The sequence below is a fragment of the Pseudomonas sp. SWRI50 genome, assembly GCF_014269095.1.
GTDB classification, from domain to species: domain Bacteria; phylum Pseudomonadota; class Gammaproteobacteria; order Pseudomonadales; family Pseudomonadaceae; genus Aquipseudomonas; species Aquipseudomonas kermanshahensis.
The window spans coordinates 1-26,007 of sequence record NZ_JABWRW010000022.1; the positions used below are offsets into that span (position 1 = coordinate 1).

Below are 26,007 nucleotides of genomic sequence, written 5' to 3' on the forward strand. Positions count from 1 at the left end.
CGCTGACGATCTTTCGATCGAAGCCCTTACAACACTGCCTGAATCGATTAACTCGTTGATACTCAAGGAGTTTCTCGTTCCAATCACGCTGGAAGTGGGGCGCATTATAAGGGGATTCGAAACCCCGTCAACCTTTAATTCCAAGAAACCTTAATAAAGCTGAAAAACAAAGCGGGGAGGCCCTCCGGCCTCCCCGCTTTTGTTCATGCTTTATAGGCTAGGGAACGCAAACTGCGATGCCTCATGGCTGGCCCGCTGCGGCCAACGCTGGGTGATCGCCTTGCGACGGGTATAGAAACGCACCCCATCCGGGCCATAAGCATGCAGGTCGCCGAACAACGAACGCTTCCAACCGCCGAAGCTGTGGTACGCCACCGGCACCGGCAACGGCACGTTCACACCGACCATGCCCACTTCGATCTCGTCACAGAACAGGCGCGCTGCCTCGCCATCACGGGTAAAGATGCAGGTGCCGTTGCCATATTCGTGATCGTTGATCAGCTGCATGGCCTGCTCCAGGCTGTTAACCCGGACCACGCACAGCACGGGGCCGAAGATCTCTTCTTTATAGATGCGCATCTGCGGGGTCACCTTGTCGAACAGGGTGCCACCCACGAAGTAGCCATCTTCATTACCTGCAACGCGCAAGCCACGGCCATCCACCACCAGCTTGGCGCCAGCAGCCACACCGTCGTCGATGTAGCCAACCACCTTGTCGCGGGCAGCAGCGGTAACCAGCGGGCCCATGTCCAGGCCACACGAAGTACCGGCACCAATCTTCAGCGCCTTGATCTGCGGCTCCAGCTTGGCGATCAGTGCATCGGCAACCTGATCACCCACGCACACCGCCACCGAAATCGCCATGCAGCGCTCACCGCACGAACCATAAGCTGCACCCATCAGCGCGCTGACAGCGTTGTCCAGGTCGGCATCGGGCATCAGCACGGCATGGTTCTTCGCACCACCCAGCGCCTGCACGCGTTTGCCGCGCTTAGTGCCCTCGGCGTAGATGTACTCTGCAATCGGGGTCGAGCCGACGAAGCTCAGCGCTTTCACTTCCGGAGCTTCGATCAGCGCGTCCACAGCTTCCTTGTCGCCATGCACCACGTTAAGGATGCCTTTAGGCAGGCCGGCTTCCAGCAGCAGTTGGGCAATGTACAAGGTCGAGCTGGGGTCACGCTCGGACGGTTTCAGGATAAAGGCGTTACCGCAGGCAATGGCCAGCGGGTACATCCACAGCGGGACCATGGCCGGGAAGTTGAACGGGGTAATACCGGCGACCACACCCAGCGGCTGGAAGTCGGACCAGGCGTCGATGTTCGGGCCAACGTTACGGCTGTACTCGCCCTTGAGCACTTCAGGTGCCGCACAGGCGAACTCGACGTTCTCGATACCACGCTTCAGTTCGCCTGCAGCGTCTTCCAGGGTCTTGCCATGCTCTTCGCTGATCATCTGCGAGATGCGGGCTTCGTTCTGCTCCAGCAGTTGCTTGAAGCGGAACATCACCTGGGCACGTTTGGCCGGCGGCGTGTTGCGCCAGGCCGGGAAGGCAGCCTTGGCCGAATCGATGGCTTCCTGAACGGTCGCACGGCTGGCCAGTTCGACCTTGCGCACGGCCTGGCCAGTGGACGGGTTGAAGACATCGGCGGTGCGCTCACCCTTGGTAACCAGCTCGCCGTTGATCAGGTGTTGAACAATGCTCATGCAAAACTCCAGATAAAGAGGGGTGACACAAGCGCGTGATCACTTCACGCGCTTGCCATCAAAATCGCAACGATCAATCGATCTGGTTCAGGGTCTCGCCCACCGCGTCGAACAGGCGGTCCAGTTCCTGCGGCTGGGTATTGAAGGTAGGGCCAAACTGCAGGGTGTCGCCACCGAAGCGCACATAGAAGCCGGCCTTCCACAACTTCATCGCCACTTCATAAGGGCGCACGATCGCATCGCCGTCGCGGGCAGCAATCTGGATCGCGCCGGCCAGGCCATAGTTGCGGATATCGACGACGTTCTTCGTGCCTTTAACCCCGTGCAGCAGTTTCTCAAAGTGCGGCGACAGTTCGGCCGCAGCCTGCACCAGGCTTTCCTTCTGCAGCAGGTCCAGTGCGGCAATGCCGGCGGCACAGGCCACTGGGTGGGCCGAGTAGGTGTAGCCGTGGGGGAACTCCACCGCGTATTCCGGCGTCGGCTGATTCATGAAGGTTTGATAGATCTCGGTGCTGGCAATGACCGCACCCATCGGGATGGCACCGTTGGTGACCTGCTTGGCGATGCACATCAGGTCTGGCGTCACGCCGAAGGCTTCAGCCCCGGTCATCGCGCCCATACGGCCGAAGCCGGTGATCACTTCGTCGAAGATCAGCAAGATGTTGTGCTGGGTGCAGATCTCGCGCAGGCGCTTGAGGTAGCCCTTCGGTGGCGGCAGAACACCCGCCGAGCCCGCCAGCGGTTCGACAATCACCGCAGCGATGTTGGAGGCGTCGTGCAGCTCGATCAGCTTGAGCATTTCGTCGGCCAGGGCAATGCCGCCCTCCTCTGGCAAGCCCTTGGAGAACGCGTTCACCGGCAGCACGGTGTGAGGCAGGTGGTCGACGTCCAGCAACTGGCCGAACATCTTACGGTTACCGTTCACGCCACCCAGGCTGGTGCCGGCGATGTTCACGCCATGGTAGCCACGGGCACGGCCAATGATCTTGGTCTTGGTCGCCTGGCCTTTCAGGCGCCAGTACGCACGGACCATCTTCAGCGCGGTATCGGCGCACTCGGAACCGGAGTTGGTATAGAAGACGTGGTTCAGATCGCCCGGGGTCAGCGCGGTGATCTTTTCCGCCAGCTGGAACGACAGCGGGTGGCCGAACTGGAAGGCCGGAGAGTAATCCAGGGTACCGACCTGACGGGCTACGGCCTCGGTGATTTCCTTACGGGTATGCCCGGCGCCGCAGGTCCACAAGCCAGACAGGGCGTCGAAGATCCTGCGCCCCTTGTCATCCACAAGGTAGTTACCTTCCGCCGCCACGATCAGGCGTGGGTCGCGATGGAAATTGCGGTTGGCGGTGTAGGGCATCCAGTGGGCATCCAGCTTGAGCTGGCTGGCGATATCGGTGGGAGCGGTTTCCGGCATGTTCATCGGCGGTTCCTCGAAAGACGATTAGGCAACGATGGATCTTGTTGCGGCTAAATTGGCACGGCGATAAAGTCTGAAAAAGCCTGCTTTTCTAATCTTCAGATAGGGCAACACTAAACTAATGAGCCGACGCCCCGACCCACTCGCCCAAGTGAGCGATTTTGACATTCGCCTGTTGAAGATCTACCGCAGCGTCGTCGAGTGCGGCGGCTTCTCGGCAGCCGAAAACGTGCTCGGGATCGGCCGCTCGGCCATCAGCCAACAGATGAACGACCTGGAGCAACGCCTCGGCCTGCGCCTGTGCCAGCGTGGCCGAGCCGGTTTCTCACTGACCGAGGAAGGCCGCGAGGTCTACCATTCGGCCCTGCAGTTACTCAGTGCCCTGGAAAGTTTCCGCACTGAGGTCAACGGGCTGCACCAGCACTTGCGTGGCGAGTTGAACATCGGCCTGACCGACAACCTGGTGACCTTGCCGCACATGCGCATCACCCACGCGCTTGCCGAGCTCAAGGACCGCGGCCCAGATGTGCGTATCAACATCCGCATGATCGCGCCCAGCCAAGTCGAGCACGGCGTCCTCGACGGCAGCCTGCATGTCGGCGTAGTGCCGCAGACCATCGCCCTTTCAGGGCTTGAATACCAACCGCTGTATAGCGAGCGTTCGCTGCTCTATTGCGCAGTAGGACACCCGCTGTTCTATGCCGACGACCACCAGATAGACGACGACCGGCTCAACAGCCAAGAGGCCATCACCCCCACCTTCCGCTTGCCCGCCGATATCCAGGCCCACTACCAGGCGCTGCATTGCACGGCCAGCGCGTCGGACCGCGAAGGCATGGCATTCCTCATCCTGACGGGCCGCTACATCGGCTACCTGCCCGACCACTACGCCAGTTTCTGGGTGCAGCAAGGCCGGCTGCGTGCCCTCAAGCCCCGGCAGCGCTTCTATGACTTGAGCCTGAGTTGGGTGACGCGCAAAGGGCGGCGGCCGAACCTGGTGCTCGAGAGCTTCCTGGATAGCCTGGCTGCGACACGCTGATGCCTGTCTCTGACGCAAACGCTTGTCACTTCGGCGTAGGCAGGTAATCTTGTCCGACAGCCGCTGCCACTGACCCGTACGGAATCGTCCATGACCCTTGAAGTCCCAGCGCATCGCCTCTCCGCCTCGGGCAAGCCCGCCGGCCGCATCCGCCAGAAAAACGAACAGGCCATCATCCAGGCCGCCGAAGATGAATTCGCCCGCCATGGTTTCAAGGGCACCAGCATGAACACCATCGCGCTGAAAGCAGGGTTGCCCAAGGCCAACCTGCATTATTACTTCACCAACAAGCTGGGCCTGTACATTGCCGTGCTCAGCAACATCATCGAGTTGTGGGACAGCACCTTCAATGCCTTGAGCGTCGAGGACGACCCGGGCGAGGCACTGAGCCAGTACATTCGGACCAAGATGGAGTTCTCGCGACGCAACCCGCAAGCCTCGCGCATTTTCGCCATGGAAGTGATCAGCGGCGGCAATTGCCTGAACGAGTACTTCAGCGCCGACTACCGCGAGTGGTTCCGTGGCCGGGCCGCAGTGTTCCAGGCCTGGATCGAAGCAGGCAAGATGGACCCGGTCGACCCGGTGCACCTGATTTTCCTGCTCTGGGGCAGCACCCAGCACTATGCCGACTTCGCCACGCAGATCTGCCAGGTCACCGGCCGCAGCCGCCTGACCAAGCAAGACATGGAAGACGCGAGCAGCAACCTTATCCATATCATTCTCAAGGGGTGCGGCATCAAGCCGAGTGCCTGACAGCCATTTATGCCTTCTACCCTGCTCGACCTCTGCGAGTTTCGTGAAGAAATCCGCAAAAGCCGCTTCATCACCCTCGCCGGCCCAATCAACAGTGCTGCCGAGGCGATGAGCTTCATCGAACGCCACAGCGACCTGGCGGCCACCCACAACTGCTGGGCGTGGAAGCTTGGCGGGCAATACCGCAGCAATGATGACGGCGAACCGGGCGGCACCGCCGGGCGCCCTATTCTGGCCGCCATCGAAGCGCAAGACTGCGATCAGGTGGTGGTGCTGGTGATCCGCTGGTATGGCGGCATCCAGCTGGGTACCGGTGGCCTGGCCAGGGCCTATGGCGGTGGCGCCAACAAATGCCTGCAACAGGCGCCCAAGCGGGTGCTGGTGCAGCGCAGCGAATACACCTGCAGTTGCAGCTTCAGCGAACTGGCCTTGGTGAAGCTGCGCCTGGCGGACGTCGACGGCCTGGTGCTGGATGAACAGTTCACCGCCAATGGCGTTGACCTGCACATCGCGGTCGGTGAAGCCCACCTGGCCCCCTTGCGCCAGCAACTGGCCGACCTGAGCCGTGGGCGCATTCTGCTGGAAGCGCGCTGAATAACTGTTCACATGTGCTGGACATTGCTCACAAGAACTGTGGGCCTGCCTGTGGATAAGCTTGGGGCACTCTCTTGCAGCCCATTGGTTTCAAGGCCCCCAGAGCTTTGATCATATTTTGATCACTATTTGATGACAGTCGCAAATTGCTGAAACCTCAAAAGTTATCCCCAATTCCTGGAGTGGTTACGCACTGGCCACTCCGCTCGGCTTGCACACAATAACTGTGGAACAGCCTGTGGATAACCCGTTAGCCAACAGGCGAAGCGCCCGTCTACAAGCAGCCTGGCGCCATCGATCATTTTTTGACCAGCTGCAGCGCAGGCACAGTTAGCGACTCTGCAGTATGCTCAAATCCTTTTTCCTACACCGATAAAGGAATGTTCCTATGGCTAACTCAAGAACTGCCCTCATCATCGGCGCCTCACGCGGCCTTGGCCTGGGGCTGGTGCAACGCCTGCAAGAAGATGGCTGGAACGTCATCGCCACCGTGCGTGACCCGCATAAGGCCGGCGCCCTGGCCCACGTTCCCGGTGTGCGCATCGAACAGCTGGAGATGAACGACACCGCTCAGCTCGATGGTTTGAAGCAACGCCTGCAAGGCGAAGTGTTCGACCTGGTATTCGTCAACGCGGGCGTCATGGGGCCGCTGCCACAAGACCTGGAAACCGTCCGCAACCAGGACATCGGCGACCTGTTCATGACCAACGCCGTGGCCCCCATCCGCGTCGCCCGCCGCTTGGTTGGCCAGGTGCGCGAAGGCAGCGGCGTGCTGGCCTTCATGAGCTCGATCCTGGGCAGCGTGACGATCCCGGACGGCGGTGAAGTCTGCCTGTACAAAGCCAGCAAGGCGGCCCTGAACTCGATGATCAACAGCTTTGTCGTCGAACAACAGCGCCCCGGCCTCTGCGTGCTGGCCATGCACCCCGGCTGGGTGAAGACCGACATGGGCGGCGAAAATGCGGAGATCGACGTGCTGACCAGCACCCGCGGCATGCTCGAGCAGATCAAGGCGCAAAGCGGTAAGGGCGGCCTGCGCTTCATCAACTACAAAGGTGAACCGCTGATCTGGTGAATTGAAAGCCGCGTGGCGAGGCAGTAGACTCGATGCCTCGCCCCCGTGGCGGACCTGGATCAGCAGACAGGGCAACACTGAGCTGGCTAACCTGAACCCACTTTCAGAGGAGCCGGCACCATGCCTGCGACCCGTATCTGGTTGAAATCCCCCCTTGCCATCTTCACTGCCAACGGCACCGACGCCCGTGGCGGGCTGGTCATCGAAGACGGCCGCATCACACAACTCCTGGCCTTTGGCGAAAGCCCCAGCCAACCGTGCGACCAAGTGTTCGATGCCCGCGAACATGTGGTAACCCCCGGCCTGATCAACACCCATCACCACTTCTACCAGACGCTGACCCGCGCCTGGGCACCGGTGGTCAACCAACCGCTGTTCCCCTGGCTGAAGACGCTGTACCCGGTATGGGCACGCCTCACCCCCGCGAAGCTGGCGCTGGCCAGCCAGGTGGCACTGGCTGAACTGTTGCTGTCGGGCTGCACGACTGCGGCCGATCACCATTACCTGTTCCCGCAAGGCCTGGATAACGCCATCGACGTGCAAGTCGAAGTGGTGCGCAAGCTGGGCATGCGCGCGATGCTGACCCGCGGCTCCATGAGCCTTGGCGAAGACGACGGCGGCCTGCCACCCCAGCAAACGGTGCAACAGGGTGAAGTGATCTTGGCCGACAGCCAGCGGCTTATCCACAGCTACCACGAGCGCGGCGAAGGTGCGCAGATCCAGATTGCCCTGGCACCCTGCTCGCCCTTCTCGGTCACACCCGAGATCATGCGGGCCAGTGCCACGCTGGCCGAAGAGCTGGACGTGCGGCTGCACACCCACCTGGCAGAGACCCTTGATGAGGAAGACTTCTGCCTGCAGCGTTTCGGTCTGCGCACCGTGGACTACCTGGACAGCGTCGGCTGGCTCGGCCCACGCACCTGGCTGGCTCACGGCATCCACTTCAATGGCGAAGAAATCGCCCGCCTGGGCGCGGCCGGCACCGGTATTTGCCACTGCCCCAGCTCGAACATGCGCCTGGCCTCGGGCATCTGCCCAACCGTCGACCTTGAAGCCGCCGGTGCCCCCGTGGGCCTGGGCGTAGACGGTTCGGCCTCCAACGACGCCTCCAACATGATCCTCGAAGCCCGCCAGGCGCTGTACCTGCAGCGCTTGCGCTATGGCGCCGAGCAGATCACCCCAGAGCGTGCCCTGGGTTGGGCCACGCGCGGCTCGGCGCGGCTGTTGGGGCGCCAGGACATCGGCGAGCTGGCCGTCGGCATGCAAGCCGACCTGGCGTTGTTCAAGCTCGACGAACTGCGCTTCTCTGGCAGCCATGACCCGCTGTCGGCGCTGCTGCTGTGCGGCGCCGACCGCGCCGACCGAGTCATGGTCGGTGGCCAGTGGCGGGTCATCGACGGGCAAATCGAAGGCCTGGATATCCAAGGCCTGATCGCCGATCACCGCCAGGCGGCCGCGCAGCTCATCGCCGGTTGAGGCAACACAGGGCCTGGCCGGGCGCAATGCCTGGCCAGGCCCTGTAGAATGGCGGCAACCGTACCTGATCGAGATAACCAACTATGTATGACTGGTTGAACGCCCTGCCCAAGGCCGAACTGCACCTGCACCTGGAGGGTTCGCTGGAGCCCGAGCTGCTGTTTGCCCTGGCCGAGCGCAACAAGATCGCCCTGCCTTGGGACGATGTCGAAACCTTGCGAAGCGCCTACGCCTTCAACAACCTGCAGGAATTTCTCGACCTTTATTACCAAGGCGCGGATGTCTTGCGTACCGAGCAAGACTTCTACGACCTGACCTGGGCTTACCTGCAACGGTGCAAGGCGCAGAACGTCGTCCACACCGAACCCTTCTTCGACCCGCAAACCCACACAGACCGCGGTATCCCCTTCGAGGTGGTGCTCAACGGCATCAACCAGGCCCTCAAGGATGGCCGGGACCAACTGGGCATCAGCAGTGGCTTGATCCTGAGCTTCCTGCGCCACCTCAGCGAAGACGAAGCGCACAAGACCTTGGACCAGGCACTGCCGTTCCGCGATGCCTTCATTGCCGTAGGCCTGGACAGCTCCGAAATGGGCCACCCGCCGAGCAAGTTCCAGCGTGTGTTCGACCGCGCCCGCAGCGAAGGCTTCGTCGCCGTTGCCCACGCCGGTGAAGAAGGCCCGCCCGAATACATCTGGGAAGCCCTGGACCTGCTGCACATCAAGCGTATCGACCACGGCGTACGCGCCATCGAAGACGAGCGGCTGATGCAACGCATCATCGACGAGCAGATCCCACTGACCGTCTGCCCGCTGTCGAACACCAAGCTCTGCGTGTTCGACCACATGAGCCAGCACAACATCCTGGACATGCTTGAGCGCGGGGTGAAGGTCACTGTCAACTCTGACGACCCGGCCTACTTCGGCGGCTACGTCACCGAAAACTTCCATGCCTTGCATACCCACCTGGGCATGACCGAAGACCAAGCGCGCCGTCTGGCGCAAAACAGCCTGGACGCGCGACTGGTCTGATCAGCCGTTGGCGTTGCGGTTACCCAACCTGCAACGTCTGCACGCGGGCAATGCGATTGATCTGCTGGATGCCCAGCGCCGAGATATGCAAAGCCCGCGTGTCCTCCGATTCGCGCATCCAACCCGACTGCAGAAACAGCCTGAACAAGGCCTGCCCCAGAACGCCGCCCAAGTGTGGCCCCTGGTTGTTCCAGTCAGTGCAACGGCAGATCACACACCCCCGTTGCTGGTGCGGCGCCAAGGCATCTATGTAGACGCCGACCAGCGCCAGCTCTGCCCGCCCTTGCTCACTGACCACCAGTTGCCGGTCAGTGCCCTCCAACCAGCCCGCCACCACCAGACGGTGATACAACTCCCCGGCCAGCTCGCCGCCGAGGTGGTCACCGCAGCGCCGCGCCCTGCGGATCGACATCGGCAACTGCAAGGCTGCCGCCTCGGGGTGGTCGTCTCTGGCGCTGCCCAACTGCACGCTGGCCAGTGCTTCCACCGCTGCCCCTACCTGAGGCGTGGCCAGGCGGAAATAGCGTTTGCGGCCCCGCGCCTCATGCCGCAGCAAACCCGCCGAAGACAGCAACGAGAGGTGGGCGCAGGCGGAAGACGAGGTCAGCCCGGTCATCATCGCGAGCTCGTTGGCCAGCCGTGGGGTGCCGTCGATCAGCGCCCACAACATGGCGCTGCGCTTGGGGTCGGCCATCAGGCTGGCGATCTGGCTGATACTGCTGACTGCGTTCATGTCCCTGTAACTCCCTGCACGTTTTTATATGGATGCAATGGCCAACCCTGGCACTGGGATCGCCTGCCTGACAGTCGCCGGCCTTGAGAGGGAAACCCTGCTCGCTGGCATCGGCGCTGGTCGCCAGTATAAGCCGCAGAAACCCCCTCTCAGGGCGCTAGCCGCTTCAGCCCACCTGTCAGAAGTCCACTGGGTATACCTACCCATGAGAGATGATGTGTCTGTGCAGTGAGCCCGCCCAATACCCCGCAGTTGAGCAGTGCCCCAGCACTCAGCGGGACAGAGGCAGGTCATGAGCACTATTAGCCCTGTGCAGGTTCGGACGCGACCGACAAGCAGCTTCCATAAATAGCGCAAACAAAAGCGAAGCTTCTACATGCCTCCAGGTATTACACGCGGAGCATGACGGTCAGTAGGGAAGAACAGGGGGGAAATGACCGTCAGTCAGACCACGGATGCCGGTCATGGCAGGCACAGGGCACAGCGCTACACTTCTTCCGCTCACACCCCATTGGAGGTATGCCGCGATGAAAATTGTCGTCAGTGCGTCGAGCCGCAACCCCGTTTGCCCTTGGCAGGTTCAGCTCGACCAACACGTGGTGAGTTTCCGCAGCGAGGCCGAGGCGCGTGCCTTCGTCGCCACATTGGAAACCCGCCTGCAGGCGCCTCACCCGCTTATGCGGGACGCCTGGCCTGCAAACGCCGGGTCAGCAGCGCGACACTGACCACCAGCGCCCCGCACAGGCTGATCACCAGTGTCATTGGCACCGCACTGCCATCGTGCAACAGCCCGACCAACGCCGCCGCGCCTGCGGCGACGCTGAATTGCAGGCAGCCCATCAGCGCCGAGGCGCTGCCTGCGCGTGCGCCCTGCCCGCTCATGGCGCAGGCCGACGCATTGGGGATGATGCAACCCAGGCTGGCGATACACACGAACAACGGCACCAACAGCGGCCATAACTGGCTCGGCCGCAGTGCAGCGACGCCCAGCAATACCAAACCTGCAGCCAGGTACATCCACACAGCACGCACCAGCAGGAAGGCTGGGCCGCGCTTGGCCAGCAAACGGGCATTGACCTGCGCCACGAGGATAAAGCCAGCCGCGTTGGTGCCGAACAACCAGCCATAGTGCTCGGCAGGTACGCCATATAACTTGATGAAGACGAATGGCGACCCCGCGATGTAGGCAAACATACCGGCAATGGCAATACCCCCGGTCAAGGCATGGCCAAGAAACACCCGGTCATTGAACAAACGCAGGTACTGGCGCAGCGCCCCGGACAGCGGCTGGCGCGGCATGTCCGCCGGCAGGCTTTCCGGCAGGCCCAGGCTGACCGCCAGCAGGCAGGCCGCGCTGAACAGGCTCAGGACGAGGAAGATCGACTGCCAACCGGCCAGGTTCACCAACACCCCGCCAAGCATTGGCGCCAGGATCGGCGCCAGGCCCATCACCAGCATCAACTGCGAGAACACCTTGGCCGACGCCACCGGGTCGCACTTGTCGCTGACGATCGCCCGCGACAGCACCATCCCGGCACAACCGCCCAGGGCCTGGACGAACCGCGCCAGGACCAGGGTGTCGAGGTTGGGGGCATAGGCACAGGCCAGCGACGCCAGGGTAAACAGCGCCACGCCGAACAACAGCGGCTTACGCCGTCCGAAGCGGTCGGCCACCGGGCCATAGGCCAACTGCCCGATGGACAGGCCAAGGAAGTAGGCGGCCAAGGTGGCCTGAACGTGTTTTTCATCGGTGGCGAAAGCCTGCGCCATGGCCGGGAAGGCGGGCAGGTAAAAGTCGATCGCCAAAGGCCCGAACGCACTCAATGCGCCCAGGATGAGCACCATTCGCAGGTTCATCAGGAATCCATAGCAGGCTAAGCAAGTGCGTAAGTCTACCTGCTAAGGACTCGACCAGCATGAAAAGATTTGCAACAAAACCGGGGGCCTCATGCGCCCCCGGCGCAGGGCTTCACGCCAGCTCGGCCTGGTAACCCTCGTCACGAATCGCGGTGAGGATCTGCTCCACCGCCATGGCACTCTGCACCCGCACCTGCTTGCCTGCCAGGTCGACTTCGACCTTGGCATCGGCGTCCTGCCCCTGCACCGCACGGGTCACCGCTTTGACGCAATGGCCACAGGTCATGCCTTGTACATTGAACACTTGCATAGGGTTGCCTCCTTCAGGTTTTCACGCAGTTTCAAGCTTGCCATCGGGGCAAGGTCAAGCCCCTGCGCGCGTCCGGGCTGGAAATCCGCGCTCACGTCGGCCAAGCTGCGCCTTTGACGATCAGGCAAGCAGGAGATTCATCATGTTCAGGGCAGCATTGGGCGTCGTCGGGCTTTTGAGCGCGCTGGCTGCGGTGCCACCGGCCAACGCCGAAGGCAACTCGGACTACAGCGTACTGATCATTTCGCGGGAGCGCCTGGAAGTGGCCACCAACTGCGAAATCGGCGTGTACCTCAACGATCAGCTCTCCGGGCGCGTATTCCAGGAGCAATCGACCGCCTTCAACCTGCCACCAGGCCCTGTGGATATACGCCTGCGCCTACTGCCAGGGCAGACCCCCGGTTGCGCCCCCGGTATCGAAGACCAGCGCAGCACACGTTTGAACCTGCAGGCGGGCCAGATCAACAAATACCGGATTGCCATGGGCCACAATGGGCTGGAATTGAAGCGCGCCGGCCTAGGCTATTGACCTTGCCTACGTGGCAAGGTTGATGCTGGAGGCCAATCCAAGGAGGACAGCCATGCCCGCATCCACCACCTTCGACCTGCCGATTTCCGGCATGACCTGCGCCAGCTGTGCTGGCCGGGTCGAGCGCGCCCTGCGCAAGGTCGACGGCGCTGAACAGGTCAGCGTCAACCTCGCCACCGAACAGGCCCGGGTCCAGGCCCCGGCCAGCAGCCTGCCGGCCTTGCTCGACGCCGTGCGTGAAGCCGGCTATGGCGTGCCCACCCGTACTGTCGAGTTGCAGATTGACGGCATGACCTGCGCCAGTTGCGTCGGCCGCGTCGAACGCGCACTCGGCAAACTGCCTGGGGTCGAACAGGTCAGCGTTAACCTGGCCAGCGAACGCGCGCACCTCGAGGTGCTCGCGGCCCTCGACGACAGCCTGCTGATCGACGCCGTGCAAAAGGCCGGCTACAGCGCCAGCCTGCCGCACGCAGGCCACGATGATCAGCGCGATGCCCAGCGCCGCCTGCGCAACGAACGCCTGGCGGTCGGTGCCGCCTTGCTGCTGGCCCTGCCACTCGTTTTGCCGATGTTGGTACAGCCTTTTGGCCTGCACTGGATGCTGCCCGCCTGGGCGCAGTTCCTGCTGGCTACGCCCGTACAGTTCATTCTCGGTGCACGCTTTTACGTGGCCGCCTATAAGGCCGTGCGTGCCGGCGCCGGCAACATGGACCTGCTGGTGGCCCTTGGCACCAGTGCCGGTTACGGCCTGAGCCTGTACCAATGGGCACAAGCCCCTGCCGGCATGGTTCCGCACCTGTATTTCGAAGCCTCGGCCGTGGTCATTGCCTTGGTCTTGCTGGGCAAGTACTTGGAGAGCCGCGCCAAACGCCAGACCGCCAGCGCCATTCGGGCCCTTGAAGCACTGCGCCCCGAACGCGCAGTGCGCGTGGTCGATGGCCGCGAAGAAGACGTGGCCATCGACCAACTGCGTGTGGGTGACCTGGTCGTGGTCAAACCCGGTGAACGCTTCCCGGTCGATGGCGAAGTCGAGGAAGGCAGCAGCCATGCCGACGAGGCCTTGATCAGCGGCGAGAGCCTGCCAGTGCCCAAGCAGCCTGGCGACCCCGTCACCGGTGGCGCCATCAATGGTGAAGGGCGGCTACTGGTGCGCACCCAGGCATTGGGTACCGAAACCGTGCTGGCCCGGATCATCCGCCTGGTCGAAGATGCCCAGGCGGCCAAGGCGCCTATCCAGAAGCTGGTGGACCGGGTCAGCCAGGTATTCGTCCCCGCCGTACTGGTGATCGCACTGATCACGCTGATCGGCTGGTGGCTGGCCGGTGCCCCGCTGGAAACCGCGCTGATCAATGCGGTCGCCGTGCTGGTGATTGCCTGCCCCTGTGCACTCGGCCTGGCAACGCCAGCGGCGATCATGGCCGGTACCGGTGTCGCCGCCCGCCACGGCATCCTGATCAAGGACGCCGAAGCCCTGGAGCGTGCCCATGCGGTGAACCGGGTCGTGTTCGACAAGACCGGCACCCTGACGTCCGGCAGCCCACGCGTGGTCCACAGCCAGGCACTGGTCGGCACCACCGCCGAGCTGCACCGCTTGGCCGGCGCCCTGCAGCGCGGCAGTGAGCACCCATTGGCCAAAGCCGTGCTGGAGGCGTGCGCTGAGCAGCAACTGGAGGTGCCAACAGTCGTCGACAGCCAGTCGCTGACCGGGCGGGGCATCGCCGGGCGGGTGGAAGGCCGTGACTTGGCCCTGGGTAACCGTCGCATGCTCGACGAGAGCACGCTGCAACCCGGCGGCTTGGCCGCCAAAGCCCACGCCTGGGAGGCTGAAGGGCGTACGCTGTCCTGGCTGATCGAGCGCGGCGCACAACCTCGCGTGCTGGGCCTGTTCGCCTTCGGCGACAGCCTCAAACCGGGCGCGAAGCAGGCTATCGATAGCCTGCACGCACAACACATCAGCAGCCACCTGCTGACCGGCGACAACCGCGGCAGCGCGAAGGTGGTTGCCGACGCCCTCGGGATCAACGACGTGCATGCCGAAGTGCTGCCTGCCGACAAGGCTGCCACCGTGACGGCACTGAAACAGGACGGCGTGGTGGCGATGGTAGGCGACGGCATCAACGATGCCCCGGCCCTTGCCGCTGCCGACATCGGCATCGCCATGGGCGGTGGCACCGACGTGGCCATGCAGGCCGCCGGCATCACCCTGATGCGCGGCGACCCACGCCTGGTACCCGCAGCCCTGGAGATCAGCCGCAAGACCTACGCGAAAATCCGCCAGAACCTGTTCTGGGCGTTCATCTATAACCTGGTCGGTATCCCCCTGGCCGCGCTGGGTTACCTCAACCCGGTACTCGCCGGCGCCGCCATGGCCCTGTCCAGCGTCAGCGTGGTCAGCAATGCGCTGTGGCTCAAGACCTGGAAACCCACCAGCAGCTCCCAGGAGGCCCCATGAACATCGGCCAGGCCGCCCGCCGCAGCGGGCTCAGCACCAAGATGATCCGCTACTACGAGTCCATCGGCCTGCTCAAGCCAGCCACCCGCAGTGACAGCGGCTACCGCCTTTACCAGCCGGAAGACCTGCACAGCCTGGCCTTCATCAAGCGCTCCCGCGACTTGGGCTTTTCTCTGGAAGAGGTCGGCAAGTTGCTGACCCTCTGGCAAGACCGGCAACGGGCCAGTGCCGACGTCAAGGCGCTGGCCATGCAACATATCGATGAGCTGAACCGGCGCATAGAAGAGCTGGTGAGCCTGCGCGACACCCTCAGCGACCTGGTCTCCCACTGCCAGGGAGACGAGCGGCCGGACTGTCCGATCCTGAAGGATTTAGCAAACGGAAACGTTGGCGGATGTTGCCGCTGAGGCTCGCCACGACGCCTTGGTATGCCATATTCGCCCAAACACGACCGAATCATCGCCTAGTGCGACATTCCCTAATAAATACGGGCATTTGCCTTCATCTAATCCCGGACGCTGCCGATGCAGTAACTACCTGCCTCGTGTGTCGACAACAAAAAAATTCCGGGAGCGTCGATGAGCATCAAACAGAAACTGACCTGGGCATTCGCGGTCATCGCCGGCTTGCCCATCGTCCTCGTGGCCACCTTGGTGGTCCTCAACCTGCGCGGCGAAGCCCGCGACGGATTCCTCGACAGCAGCAGCCGGGAAATTCGCCAGGTCAGCAACGCGATGAACATCTTCTTCCAGGGCATCAACCAGAACGTCGAATACCTGGCCTCGCAACCCATGATTGCGGCCACGGGCAACAACCTGAACAAGTTCATGAGCGCCAACCCATCGTATGAGCTGGGCGAGCAGGACAAGCAGGTGCTCGAGTTCTTCACCCGCCTGGCCGATTCCCACCCAGGCTACGCCTACCTTTCCTACGGTGTCAGCGATGGCGGCTATGTCGGCTGGCCCGCGGGGCAGAAGTTCGTCAACTACGACCCCCGCCCTCGCCCGTGGTACCAGTTGGCCATGGCCAACCCTGGCAAAACCCTGCGTACCGGCGCCTATTACTGGGCCGCCGACGACGCCGTGCTGGTCAGCACCGTGCGCGCCGTGGCCAACCAGCTGGGTAACCCGGGTGGCGTGGTCAACATCGATGTGTCGCTCAAGGGCCTGACCCAGATCGTCCAGCAGATCAAGCTGGGCGAAAGCGGCTACCTGATGCTGGTGGAAAACAACGGCAACGTGATGGTCGACCCGCGAGACGCCAGCCACAACTTCAAGCAGCTGGGCAGCTTCGGTAACGGCTATGCCGACCTGGCCAAGGCAGGTAAAGGGCTGGTCGAAGTCGAGCTCAATGGCGTGCGCTACATGGCCAACATCTACCCCGACGAGCAACTGGGCTGGACCTTCATCGGCCTGATCGAGCAAAGCGAAGTGATGCAGACCACCACCCGCCTGACGTGGTTGATCGGCACCATCGCACTGGTGCTGGCCGCGCTGTTCGCCGTGGTCGGTGCGGCGTTCGCCAAGCTGATCGTGCGCCCGATCAACAGCGTCACCAGCGGCCTGGAAGACATCGCCCAGGGCGAAGGCGACCTGACCCGCAACCTGGAAGTGCGCGGGCGCGACGAAACCGCCCAACTGGCCAGCTGGTTCAACCAGTTCCTCGGCGCGATCCGCAGCCTGATCCAGCACATCGGCTCTGCCGCCAGCAAGATCCTCAGCACCTCCACCAGCTCGACCCGGGTGTCCAGTGACATGGCCGAGGCGGCCGGGCGCCAGCGCGAAGCCGTGGACATGGTCTCTACCGCCTTCCACGAAATGGTCGCCACCGCCAACGAAGTCGCCCGCTCTTGCAGCCAGGCGGCGCAGTCGGCCGACAGTGGCCAGCAGCAAGCCCGTGAAGGCCAGCAGCAGATCGATGCAGCCGTGAACAGCGTCGACCGCCTGAGCCAGGAGATCGAGCAATCGGCCCAGTCGATTCAGCAGCTGGAACGCGACAGCAACGCCATCCAGTCGATCCTCGGCACCATTCGCTCGATTGCCGAGCAGACCAACCTGCTGGCCCTCAATGCCGCGATCGAGGCCGCCCGCGCCGGTGAACAGGGCCGTGGCTTCGCCGTCGTCGCCGATGAAGTGCGGGCGCTGGCCAAGCGTACCGCCGACTCCACCGCCGAGATCGATGGCCTGCTGGGCAACCTGGCCAGCCGCACCGCCGAGGTTGCCGAACAGATGCACGCCAGCCTGGAAGTGTCGCAGCAGTCGGTCAGCCGCATCGGCCTGGCCCGCGACAGCTTTGGCCAGATCCGTGAGTCGGTGGACGTGATTCGCGACATGAACACGCAGATCGCCACGGCAGCGGAAGAGCAGCATCAGGTGGCCGAGGACATCAACCGGCACATCAGCCAGATCCATGGCGATGCGCAACTGGTGGCCGAACTGGCCCAGGCTGCGCGCCAAGACTCGGAGAGCCTGGCAGGGTTGTCCAACGAGCTGGATTCGCTGGTACGACGCTTCCGCACCTGACAGCCAGCAAGCGACCTGTAGGAGCAGCCTTGTGCTGCGAAGAGGCCGGTGACAACAGCATAGTTTTTCGCTGCTATCACTGGCCTCTTCGCAGCACAAGGCTGCTCCTACAGTTTCAGCTCCCCAGGCGTCGCCCCAAACAACTGCTTGAACGCCGCGATGTAAGCCGAAGTCGAGTCATACCCACACCCCAACGCGGCCTCCGTTACATTCTCCCCCGCCTCCAGCAACGCCAGCGATGACAGCAGCCGCATGCGCTGACGCCAGTTGCGAAAGCTCAACCCCGTCTCACGCTGAAACAGCCGCATCAGCGTCTTCTCCGAACACTCCAGTTGCAGCGCCCATTGCTGCAAGGTCTGGGCTGTATCTGGCGCTGCGATCAGGCCATTACACAACGCCAGCAACCCCGGATGACGCGGGAGGGGCAACGAGAACCCGACTTCCGGCAACGTGCGCAACTGGTCAAGCAGCACCGCGACCAATCGCGATTCGGCGCTGTCGGCTTCCGGGTAATCCGCCGGGAACAGGCAGAACTGCTTGATCAACTCCCGCGCCAGCGGCGTCACCTCCAGCACCCGGCAGTGCTCCGGCGCCCACGGGCAGGCATCGCGGCGCACGTACAGGCTGCGCATTTCGGCCTGCATCGACGTTACTACCTCGTGTTCGGCGTCCGCCGGGATCCACACGCCCCACTGAGGGGGCGCGAAATAGCTGCCATCGCGGGTGTAAACGCCAAGAACGCCGCTGATGGCGTAGGAAAACTGCACCCAGTCGTGCTGATGGCGAGTGGTCCAGGAGCCGGCGCCGAGGCTTTCGGCGCGGGCATAAAGGGGCCTGGGCAGGTGGTCGAGCGCCGGGATGGCCCGGGGATGTCCGATGATCGGCATGGCGGTTTCTTGTAGTTCTGATCGGACAAGCCTACCAGTTACGCGCCATGACTGTGGCATCTGCGCCGCCTGATCACCGTTCGACGATGACCGTCACCCCTTGCCCACCTGCCGCACAAATCGATATCAAACCGCGGCCCTTCCCCGCCGCGGCCAGCAGCTTCGCCAGGTGGGCCAATATTCGTCCCCCGGTCGCGGCAAACGGATGCCCCGCCGCCAGCGAGCTGCCCTTTACGTTGAGCTTGCTACGGTCGATTGCCCCAAGCGGTGCGTCCAGCCCCAGGCGATCACGGCAGTACTCCGCATCCTCCCAGGCCTTGAGGGTGCACAACACCTGGGCGGCGAAGGCTTCGTGAATCTCGTAGTAGTCAAAATCCTGCAGGCTCAACCCATTGCGCGCCAACAGGCGCGGCACTGCGTACACCGGCGCCATCAACAACCCTTCACGGCCCGTGACGAAATCAACCGCTGCGGTCTCGCCGTCAACTAGGTAGGCCAATACCGGAAGCCCCTGTGCCTGCGCCCATTCCTCCGTGCCCAACAGCACCAGCGATGCGCCATCGGTCAAAGGGGTGGAGTTGCCTGCGGTAAGCGTGCCCAGCCCGCTGCGGTCGAATGCCGGTTTGAGCTTGGCCAGTTGCTCCAAGGTCAGGTCCGGCCGCAGGTTGTTGTCACGGCTAAGTGCCAGGAAGGGCGTGAGCAGATCATCCTGCCAGCCTTCGGCATAGGAGGCCGCCAGCCGCTGATGGCTAAGCAAGGTCAGTGCATCCTGCTCGGCGCGGTCGATCCGCCAGGCCTGCGCCATGCGCTCGCAATGCTCGCCCATCGACAGGCCTGTGCGCGGCTCGCCATTGCGCGGCAACTCAGGCTTCAGGTGACCAGGGCGCAACTTCAGGAACGGCTTCAGCCGTTCACCCAGGCTTTTGCCGCGGTTGGCCTCCAGCAGTATGTGGCGCAACCCTTCGTTAACGGCAATCGGCGCATCGGAGGTGGTGTCGACACCGCCCGCGATGCCGCTGTCGATCTGCCCAAGGGCAATCTTGTTGGCCACCAGCAAGGCCGCCTCCAGCCCCGTGCCGCAGGCCTGCTGGATGTCGTAGGCCGGCGTGCGCGGCGACAAACGCGAACCGAGCACGCATTCGCGGGTCAGGTTCATGTCACGGGAGTGCTTCAGCACCGCGCCCGCCACCACTTCGCCCAGCTGCAGCCCATGCAAGCGGTAACGCTCGATCAGGCCCTCCAGGGCGACGGTCAGCATTGCCTGGTTGCTGGCGGTGGCGTAGGCACCATTGGAACGGGCGAACGGGATTCGGTTGCCGCCCAGGATCGCGACCCGGCGAGGTGAACGCATGCGCATGTTCCTCCTGAAACAATTTAAACCGTACAGCCTAGGTGTTTTTACCGCATTCGAACGACCTTGCCACAAAGTTGGTCCACACTTTCAAGCTTGCCTTCAGGGAGACCCACTCATGAGCGATCGCTACCTCGGCTTTGCCAACTCCAACCTCGGCCGCCGCCTTGTGGATGCCCTCGGCCTGCCACACCCGGCCCCGCTGGAGCGCTGGCAGGCAGGCCGCCTGCGCCCGGTAGAGGGTGCCCTGGTACTGGGTGGCGGGCCACTGACGCGCCAGGTCGAGGCCATCGCCCCACGCCTCACCGACGAACTCTACAGCTTCAATGCCGAAGGGTTACAGGCGCCGGCCTGGGTTGCAGGGCTTGGGCCGAAGCTCAAAGCCGTGGTGTTCGATGCCACTCACCTGTCCGACAGCGATGAATTGAAGCAGTTGCGCGAATTTTTCCAGCCGTTGCTGCGCAGCCTGGCGCCCTGCGCCCACGTGGTGATGCTCGGGCGCGCGCCAGAAGGCCTCGACGACCCACTGGCCAGTGTCACGCAACGGGCGCTCGAAGGGTTCAGCCGCTCGCTGGCCAAAGAGCTGCGCAACGGCGCGACCGCACAGTTGCTGTATATCGGCCAAGGTGCTGAAGACCAGTTGGAAGGTGCCCTGCGCTTCTTCCTTTCGCCCAAGAGCGCGTTCATTTCTGGCCAGGTGCTGCGCCTTGAAGCCTGCGCCAGCCAGGTCGAGGACTGGACCCGCCCGCTTGGCGGACGACGCGCCCTGGTGACCGGCGCTGCACGCGGTATCGGCGCCGCGATTGCCGAAACCCTGGCGCGGGACGGCGCCGAGGTGCTGCTGCTGGATGTGCCGCAAACCCGGCAAGACCTCGAAGCCCTCGCCGCGCGGCTGGGCGGCAAGGCACTGGCGCTGGACATCTGCGCCAATGACGCCGCAGCGCAGTTGCTCGAAGCGCTGCCCGGGGGTATCGACATCGTGGTGCACAATGCCGGCATCACCCGCGACAAGACCCTGGCCAACATGACCCCCGAATATTGGGATGCGGTGATGGCCGTGAACCTCAAGGCACCGCAGGTACTCACCCAGGCACTGTATGACGCAGGCGCGCTCGGCGAGAACGCGCGCATCACGCTGCTGGCGTCGGTCAGCGGCATTGCCGGTAACCGCGGGCAGGCCAACTATGCGGCGAGCAAGACCGGCTTGATCGGCTTCGCCCAGGCCTGGGCGGCAAAACTCGCAGCGCAGGGTGCCAGCATCAATGCCGTGGCCCCCGGCTTCATCGAAACGCACATGACCGCCACCATGCCTATGGGGCTGCGCGAGGCCGGGCGGCGCTTGAGCTCACTGGGCCAAGGCGGGCGGCCACAAGACGTCGCCGAGGCCATTGCCTGGCTCAGCCAGCCAGGCTCCGGCGCGGTCAATGGCCAGGTGCTGCGGGTCTGTGGCCAAGCGCTGATGGGGGCCTGACCATGAGCCGACACTGGCACGACCTGCACGCCCCGGACTCACGCGCGAGCCTTTACCTGCGTGCGGCCAGCAAGCGCAAGATCAGCGGCGACAAGCTGCCCGACGAAGGCCTGCGCTGCGTGATACGGGTTCAGCCCGACAACCTGGCAGCCTACCGCCGACTCTGTCACTTCACCGACGATGGCCGCCTGCCCGCTACTTATCCCCATGTGATGGCCTTCCCCCTGCAATTGCAGCTGCTGACGGCGCACAGCTTCCCCTTCCCCTTGCTCGGGCTGGTGCATCTGCAGAACCGCATCGAGGTGTTGCGGCCACTGGGCGGCATCGATGCATTACGTTTCGCCGTCTACGCCGACAACCTGCAACCCCACGCCAAGGGCGCCACCTTCGACCTCATTACGGAAGCCGAAGATGGCCTGGGCCTGCTCTGGCGCGAATGCAGCCGCACGCTGGTACGCGGGCTACGCCTGGAGGGCCAGGCCAGTGAGCAAACAGACAGCGCGCCTGACGCACTGGCAGAGGCGAGCCGCTGGTATGCCGACAGCGATATCGGCCGGCGTTACGCCAAGGTCTGTGGCGACTACAACCCGATTCACCTGAGCGCTGCCAGTGCGCGACTGTTCGGGTTCCCCAAGGCCATTGCCCACGGCATGTGGAGCAAGGCCATGGCACTGGCGGCCCTGCGCGGGCATCTGCCACACAGCGGCTACAGCTTCGAGGTGGAGTTCCGCAAACCGGTGCGATTGCCTTCCGAGGTGGTGCTCAGTGCCAGCGAAGCCGGGCCAGAAGGTGAACTACGGCTGGATGGGCAGGGTGAGTTGCTGCACATGGTTGGCCGTTGGGGTGGCCTGTAGGCGCAGGCCTCTTGCTTTGCATCGGGCCTGCGCCGAAGCTATGCGGCATTAGGAGACCCCCGATGAACCTGCAAGAACTCACCGAACGCCTGCACCGGATCCGCGACAACAACGATTGGCGCGGCTTCCACAGCCCAAAGAACCTGGCCATGGCCGCCAGCGTTGAAATGGCCGAACTGGTCGAAATCTTCCAGTGGCTGAGCGAGGACCAATCCCGCCAGCTGCCTGCCGACACACTCGCCCACGCCGGCCAAGAGGTGGGCGATGTGGTGCTCTACCTGTTGCTGCTGTGCAGCGAGCTGGGCCTGGACATGGACCAGGTGGTAAGGGCCAAGCTGGCCGACAGTGAAAGGCGCTTCGCCCGATGAACGACCGTCACTTCGATGAACTGGCCACCCGCTTCGCCGAGAAAATCTACGGCGGTGCCAAGGGCGCCATTCGCCTGGCCGTGCTGCAGGCCGACCTGGCCGAAACCTTGCCCGATCGCCCGCTGCGCATACTCGACATCGGTGCAGGCCTGGGCCACATGGCCCTGTGGCTGGCACAACGCGGCCATCACCTGACCCTCGCCGAACCCGCCGCGCCCATGCTCGACGGTGCCCGCGCGCGCTTTGCCGAGGCCGGCCAGACGGCCACCTTCATCCAGGCACCGTGGCAGGACCTGCTGGGCCAGCTGACCGAACCCTACGACCTGGTGCTGTGCCACGCCGTGCTCGAATGGCTGGCCGAACCCGAAAGCATCCTGCCCGTGCTGCACCAGCTCACTGCGCCCAGCGGGTGGCTTTCGCTGGCGTTCTACAACCGCGACGCACTGGTCTATCGCAACCTGCTCAAGGGCCATTTCCGCAAACTGCGCAGCAACCGCCTGGAAGGTGAAAAGCAGAGCCTGACCCCGCAGAAACCCCTTGATCCGCGTGAGCTCAAGGCGCAACTTGATCCTATGTGGCAGGTCGAAAGCGAGAGTGGCGTCAGGGTGTTCCACGACTACATGCCCAAGGAGTTCCAAGCCAAGGCCGAAATGCTCGACCTGCTGGAAATGGAACTGGCCCACCGCCGACACCCAAGCTTTGCCGGGCTCGGTCGCTACCTGCACTGGATCTGCCGCCCCCGCTGACCCCGCCCGCCGGGAGGAATACATGCCGTACCGTCTGTTGTGCCTGGCCCTGCTGCCCCTTGCCCTGGCTGCCTGCCAGGGCAGCAACCCGTATGTCGCCAGTAGCCGCCCCTTACCGCCCGCCCCTGCGCAGGCGGCCACCACCTTCGATGCCAGTGCCTACCCGGCACCCGCCCGCGACTACGGGCACTACCGCAGCTGGAGCTGGCGTGACGGCCAGTTGCCCAGCGGCACAGCCAATGCCGACCCGGCACAACTGGCCGATGCCATCAGCGGCGCGCTCGACCAGCATGGCCTGCGCCCTGCCCGGGGCAGCGCCGGCGATTTGCTGGTAAGCGCCGACATGCGCCTGGAAAAACGCCTGCGCCAAGTACGTGACTACGACACCTACGACCCCTACTACGGCCCCTACCCCTACGGCAGTGTGGGTTATGGCGGCTACCGCAACGGCTACGGTGCCTATGCCAGCACGCCGATCGTGCGCACCTACGAGGTGGAGGTGATGGTGGTACGCATCGATCTGTACGACGCTCGCAGCGGCCAGCCGGTGTGGAGCGCCAGTGCTGAAAGCAACAGCGACAAGGACTCGCCGCGTGATCGCGAAAGCGCCTTGCGTGATTCGGTGCACAAGGCGCTCAGCGGCTATCCTCCCAGTTAACGTTTAACGGAGAACCATCATGTTGCGCCGTCTCGTTCTACTGTCATTCGCGCTGGTGCTCACGGCCTGCTCGAGCAACAACGTCCAGCAGGACTTCGACGCCAGCCGCGATTTTGCCGCCTACCGCAGCTGGGCGTGGCAGGAACCCGGCTTGCAATACCGCCCGGACGACCCTCGCATCAAAAGCGACCTGACCGAGCAGCGCATTCGCCAGGCCGTGGCCGAGCAGCTCGACCAACGCGGCCTGCGCCCGGCGCAGGGCAATGCGCGGCCTGACCTGAAAGTGCGCGCCTACCTCATCGTCGAGCAGCGCCAACAGCAGATCACCACCAACTATGGCGGTGGCTGGGGTGGTTACTGGGGAGGCTACTGGGGCGGGCCGATGTACAACGAAACCCGCAGCGTCGACTACAAGGTCGCCACCATCCAGGTCGACATGTTCGATGGGCGGGACGACAAGCTGGTCTGGCGTGGCAGCGCTGAACAGATCATGAACAATTACCCGCCAAGCCCGGAAGAACGTAACAACGCGATCCAGAATACGGTGACCAATGTGCTGAGCAACTACCCACCCGGCAGCAAGAAGTAATGCGCCGAGGCCCATCGTCGGCTTGCCGGCGATGGGCCAACACAGGCCCCGTCAGCTGCGACATCTTCTGATCCCGTCACGCCTTTTTCCCTTCCCGCCGCGCCCGCTTGCAACTTCGCGTCTACCCTGAATTCAAGGAAACCTGACTGACCGGGTAGAAGTGTTCAACAATTAGGGAAGGCGACCTGCCAATGCAAAGCATTGTTCTTCTGATGTGGCTTGCCTTGTGCTCCGAACAGGATGTGCGTCAACGGCAAATATCCAACGCGCTGACCCTGGGCGTCGCTGCCTGCGCCCTGGCCTGGCTGTTCGCCACCGGCCACAGCTGGATCGGTGCCGACGCCAGCGACGCCGGTTGGGCGCTGGCCATCGTCATGCTGCTGACGTTACCCGGCTACATGCTCGGGCGTTTCGGCGCCGACGACGTCAAATTGATGGGTGCCCTGGCGCTCGCCACCAGTCCTCAATATGTGCTCGGCACCTTCATTGGTGCGGGTATCACAGTCGTGCTCTGGCTGCTGTCGCGTCGCCGCCTGTGGACCTTGCTCAATCCTAAGGTCAAGAAGCGCTTGCAGGCCCTGACGGAGCAAATGGGCGACAAACAGGCCTTCGTACCGTACGTCCTGGCGGGCTTTATGCTGACAGCCGTATGGATCCAATAATCATCCCTGTTGTCCTATAACTTGTACGGACCTTGTACAGAATTGCCAACTGCGACTATTTTTAAGCTGCCGGAGTGTCTAGCCCGGGAGCAGGGCCGATTACGAACAGGGAGTTGATCGTGAACAAGCCGTCCAGTGAAGTGAAGGTGCTGGTGGTCGATGACCAGCCATTGATCGTCGAACAATTGTGTGAATACCTCGAAAGCCAGGGCCACGTGTGCGTCCCAGCCCATTCCACTGCCCAAGCCATCGAGCGCTACTCGGCTGACCAAAAGATTGGCTTGGTGCTGTGCGACCTGCACATGCCCGAGCGTGATGGCATTGAGCTGGTCCACGCCTTGAAGGAGCTGGCCGGCAACAAGCGTATGTTCGAAGCCATCATGCTGACCGGTCGTGCCGACAAGCAGGACGTGATCCGCGCCTTGCGCGCGGGCTTTGTCGACTATTACCAAAAACCGGTAGATTTTAACGAGCTGCTCGAAGGTTTGCGCCGTCAGGAAAAGGCTCTGCTGGAGCGTCAGCGCAACATGAAAGACCTCGGTGGCCTCAACCAGCGCCTGCAGGACCTGGCAGAGTCGGTCGACGAGCTCTACCACGACCTGGAAAAGGCCCGCGGCCAAGGCGTGCACCGCCGTGCCAGCGATGTCGAAGAAAGTGAAAACGAGCTGCCCGCCGTATTCGAGAAGCTGTCGCCGCGTCAACTGGAAGTGGCCCGCCTGGTGAGCAAAGGCAAGACCAATTACCAAATTGCCTGTGAACTGGGCATTACCGAGAACACCGTGAAACTCTACGTTTCTCAAGTACTGCGCCTGACCCACATGCACAACCGCACGCAGCTGGCGCTCGCGCTGACGCCGAGTTCTTCACCGGTGCATCAGCGCTTTACCGCTCATTGAAATACTGGCCTGTCAGCGGCATCCGAGTTGCCG

General features: G+C 63.2%; 26 protein-coding genes and 1 pseudogene. 20 read left to right on the plus strand and 7 right to left on the minus strand.

Annotated elements, in window-relative coordinates:
• Window positions 1-210: 210 nt before the first annotated feature.
• Window positions 211-1,704: a CoA-acylating methylmalonate-semialdehyde dehydrogenase gene (locus tag HU750_RS20625; RefSeq protein WP_027594988.1), complete on the minus strand. Its 1,494-nt coding sequence runs from the start codon at window positions 1,702-1,704 to the stop codon at window positions 211-213.
• A gap of 73 nt (window positions 1,705-1,777) precedes the next feature.
• Complete coding sequence (aptA, locus tag HU750_RS20630) at window positions 1,778-3,124, minus strand: omega-aminotransferase AptA (RefSeq protein ID WP_027594987.1); 1,347 nt, start codon at window positions 3,122-3,124, stop codon at window positions 1,778-1,780.
• Window positions 3,125-3,242: 118 nt separating this feature from the next.
• On the opposite strand from aptA, the gene HU750_RS20635 reads away from it, so the two are divergent.
• The 6 genes from HU750_RS20635 (at window position 3,243) to HU750_RS20660 (ending at window position 9,089) form a co-directional block, all read left to right on the plus strand.
• Window positions 3,243-4,160 carry a LysR family transcriptional regulator gene (locus HU750_RS20635; RefSeq protein WP_186682074.1) on the plus strand — a complete coding sequence of 306 codons (918 nt, stop codon included), beginning with the start codon at window positions 3,243-3,245 and terminating at the stop codon, window positions 4,158-4,160.
• Window positions 4,161-4,250: 90 nt separating this feature from the next.
• The gene (locus tag HU750_RS20640) at window positions 4,251-4,913 is read left to right on the plus strand and encodes a TetR/AcrR family transcriptional regulator (RefSeq protein ID WP_027594985.1); all 663 of its coding nucleotides are present in this window, start codon (window positions 4,251-4,253) and stop codon (window positions 4,911-4,913) included.
• Window positions 4,914-4,922: 9 nt separating this feature from the next.
• Window positions 4,923-5,507, plus strand: a complete 585-nt coding sequence (locus tag HU750_RS20645) for an IMPACT family protein (protein ID WP_186682075.1) — start codon at window positions 4,923-4,925, stop codon at window positions 5,505-5,507.
• A gap of 388 nt (window positions 5,508-5,895) precedes the next feature.
• Window positions 5,896-6,582 (plus strand): SDR family oxidoreductase, encoded by a 687-nt coding sequence (locus HU750_RS20650; RefSeq protein WP_186682077.1) that lies wholly within the window; start codon window positions 5,896-5,898, stop codon window positions 6,580-6,582.
• A gap of 120 nt (window positions 6,583-6,702) precedes the next feature.
• Complete coding sequence (locus tag HU750_RS20655; RefSeq protein ID WP_186682079.1) at window positions 6,703-8,058, plus strand: 8-oxoguanine deaminase; 1,356 nt, start codon at window positions 6,703-6,705, stop codon at window positions 8,056-8,058.
• An 83-nt stretch (window positions 8,059-8,141) separates the two neighbouring features.
• Window positions 8,142-9,089: an adenosine deaminase gene (locus HU750_RS20660; RefSeq protein ID WP_186682081.1), complete on the plus strand. Its 948-nt coding sequence runs from the start codon at window positions 8,142-8,144 to the stop codon at window positions 9,087-9,089.
• Window positions 9,090-9,108: 19 nt separating this feature from the next.
• Here the strand turns inward: HU750_RS20660 and HU750_RS20665 are convergent, their stop codons facing one another.
• Complete coding sequence (locus HU750_RS20665; protein WP_186682083.1) at window positions 9,109-9,822, minus strand: ArsR/SmtB family transcription factor; 714 nt, start codon at window positions 9,820-9,822, stop codon at window positions 9,109-9,111.
• 527 nt (window positions 9,823-10,349) lie between these two features.
• Here HU750_RS20665 and HU750_RS27225 point away from each other — a divergent pair.
• Window positions 10,350-10,547, plus strand: coding sequence for a hypothetical protein (locus HU750_RS27225; protein WP_085273983.1), 198 nt, complete (start codon window positions 10,350-10,352; stop codon window positions 10,545-10,547).
• On the opposite strand, the gene HU750_RS20670 is transcribed toward HU750_RS27225, so the two are convergent.
• Both HU750_RS20670 and HU750_RS20675 read right to left on the minus strand, forming a co-directional pair.
• Window positions 10,498-11,679, minus strand: a complete 1,182-nt coding sequence (locus HU750_RS20670) for a multidrug effflux MFS transporter (RefSeq protein ID WP_027594978.1) — start codon at window positions 11,677-11,679, stop codon at window positions 10,498-10,500. The two genes, HU750_RS27225 and HU750_RS20670, sit on opposite strands and share 50 nt — an antisense overlap.
• Window positions 11,680-11,791: 112 nt before the next feature.
• Window positions 11,792-11,989 carry a heavy-metal-associated domain-containing protein gene (locus HU750_RS20675; protein WP_027594977.1) on the minus strand — a complete coding sequence of 66 codons (198 nt, stop codon included), beginning with the start codon at window positions 11,987-11,989 and terminating at the stop codon, window positions 11,792-11,794.
• Window positions 11,990-12,131: 142 nt separating this feature from the next.
• Between HU750_RS20675 and HU750_RS20680 the strand changes: the two genes are divergently transcribed.
• The 5 genes and pseudogenes from HU750_RS20680 to HU750_RS27630 all read left to right on the plus strand — a co-directional run bounded on the left by HU750_RS20680 (window position 12,132) and on the right by HU750_RS27630 (window position 17,492).
• Window positions 12,132-12,518 carry a hypothetical protein gene (locus HU750_RS20680; RefSeq protein WP_027594976.1) on the plus strand — a complete coding sequence of 129 codons (387 nt, stop codon included), beginning with the start codon at window positions 12,132-12,134 and terminating at the stop codon, window positions 12,516-12,518.
• A 52-nt stretch (window positions 12,519-12,570) separates the two neighbouring features.
• Window positions 12,571-14,970 carry a heavy metal translocating P-type ATPase gene (locus HU750_RS20685; RefSeq protein ID WP_186682085.1) on the plus strand — a complete coding sequence of 800 codons (2,400 nt, stop codon included), beginning with the start codon at window positions 12,571-12,573 and terminating at the stop codon, window positions 14,968-14,970.
• Window positions 14,967-15,377, plus strand: coding sequence for a Cu(I)-responsive transcriptional regulator (gene cueR / locus HU750_RS20690; protein WP_027594974.1), 411 nt, complete (start codon window positions 14,967-14,969; stop codon window positions 15,375-15,377). Before HU750_RS20685 ends, cueR begins: the two co-directional genes overlap by 4 nt.
• A gap of 327 nt (window positions 15,378-15,704) precedes the next feature.
• Window positions 15,705-16,634: pseudogene (locus tag HU750_RS27625) on the plus strand (HAMP domain-containing protein); the annotation flags it as partial.
• A 129-nt stretch (window positions 16,635-16,763) separates the two neighbouring features.
• Window positions 16,764-17,492, plus strand: a complete 729-nt coding sequence (locus HU750_RS27630) for a methyl-accepting chemotaxis protein (RefSeq protein WP_371918165.1) — start codon at window positions 16,764-16,766, stop codon at window positions 17,490-17,492.
• A 107-nt stretch (window positions 17,493-17,599) separates the two neighbouring features.
• Here the strand turns inward: HU750_RS27630 and HU750_RS20700 are convergent, their stop codons facing one another.
• Together HU750_RS20700 and HU750_RS20705 are read right to left on the minus strand one after the other, a co-directional pair.
• Complete coding sequence (locus tag HU750_RS20700; protein ID WP_027594972.1) at window positions 17,600-18,379, minus strand: AraC family transcriptional regulator; 780 nt, start codon at window positions 18,377-18,379, stop codon at window positions 17,600-17,602.
• Window positions 18,380-18,452: 73 nt separating this feature from the next.
• Window positions 18,453-19,730 carry an acetyl-CoA C-acetyltransferase gene (locus tag HU750_RS20705; protein ID WP_186682087.1) on the minus strand — a complete coding sequence of 426 codons (1,278 nt, stop codon included), beginning with the start codon at window positions 19,728-19,730 and terminating at the stop codon, window positions 18,453-18,455.
• A 118-nt stretch (window positions 19,731-19,848) separates the two neighbouring features.
• On the opposite strand from HU750_RS20705, the gene HU750_RS20710 reads away from it, so the two are divergent.
• The 8 genes from HU750_RS20710 (at window position 19,849) to HU750_RS20745 (ending at window position 25,974) form a co-directional block, all read left to right on the plus strand.
• Window positions 19,849-21,201 carry a 3-oxoacyl-ACP reductase gene (locus HU750_RS20710; protein ID WP_186682089.1) on the plus strand — a complete coding sequence of 451 codons (1,353 nt, stop codon included), beginning with the start codon at window positions 19,849-19,851 and terminating at the stop codon, window positions 21,199-21,201.
• 2 nt (window positions 21,202-21,203) lie between these two features.
• On the plus strand, window positions 21,204-22,055 hold the full coding sequence (locus HU750_RS20715) for a MaoC family dehydratase (RefSeq protein WP_186682090.1): 852 nt from the start codon (window positions 21,204-21,206) through the stop codon (window positions 22,053-22,055).
• Window positions 22,056-22,117: 62 nt separating this feature from the next.
• A complete protein-coding gene (locus HU750_RS20720) occupies window positions 22,118-22,423 on the plus strand; it encodes a MazG-like family protein (RefSeq protein ID WP_027594968.1) in 306 nt (101 codons plus the stop codon).
• Window positions 22,420-23,169, plus strand: coding sequence for a methyltransferase (locus HU750_RS20725; RefSeq protein WP_099428255.1), 750 nt, complete (start codon window positions 22,420-22,422; stop codon window positions 23,167-23,169). The genes HU750_RS20720 and HU750_RS20725 overlap by 4 nt, the downstream gene beginning before the upstream one ends.
• 22 nt (window positions 23,170-23,191) lie before the next feature.
• Window positions 23,192-23,827 (plus strand): DUF4136 domain-containing protein, encoded by a 636-nt coding sequence (locus HU750_RS20730; RefSeq protein WP_085273990.1) that lies wholly within the window; start codon window positions 23,192-23,194, stop codon window positions 23,825-23,827.
• A gap of 19 nt (window positions 23,828-23,846) precedes the next feature.
• Complete coding sequence (locus HU750_RS20735) at window positions 23,847-24,416, plus strand: DUF4136 domain-containing protein (protein WP_186682092.1); 570 nt, start codon at window positions 23,847-23,849, stop codon at window positions 24,414-24,416.
• A 191-nt stretch (window positions 24,417-24,607) separates the two neighbouring features.
• Window positions 24,608-25,078: an A24 family peptidase gene (locus HU750_RS20740; protein WP_027594964.1), complete on the plus strand. Its 471-nt coding sequence runs from the start codon at window positions 24,608-24,610 to the stop codon at window positions 25,076-25,078.
• Window positions 25,079-25,197: 119 nt separating this feature from the next.
• Window positions 25,198-25,974, plus strand: coding sequence for a response regulator (locus HU750_RS20745; protein WP_186682094.1), 777 nt, complete (start codon window positions 25,198-25,200; stop codon window positions 25,972-25,974).
• The last annotated feature ends 33 nt before the right edge of the window (window positions 25,975-26,007 follow it).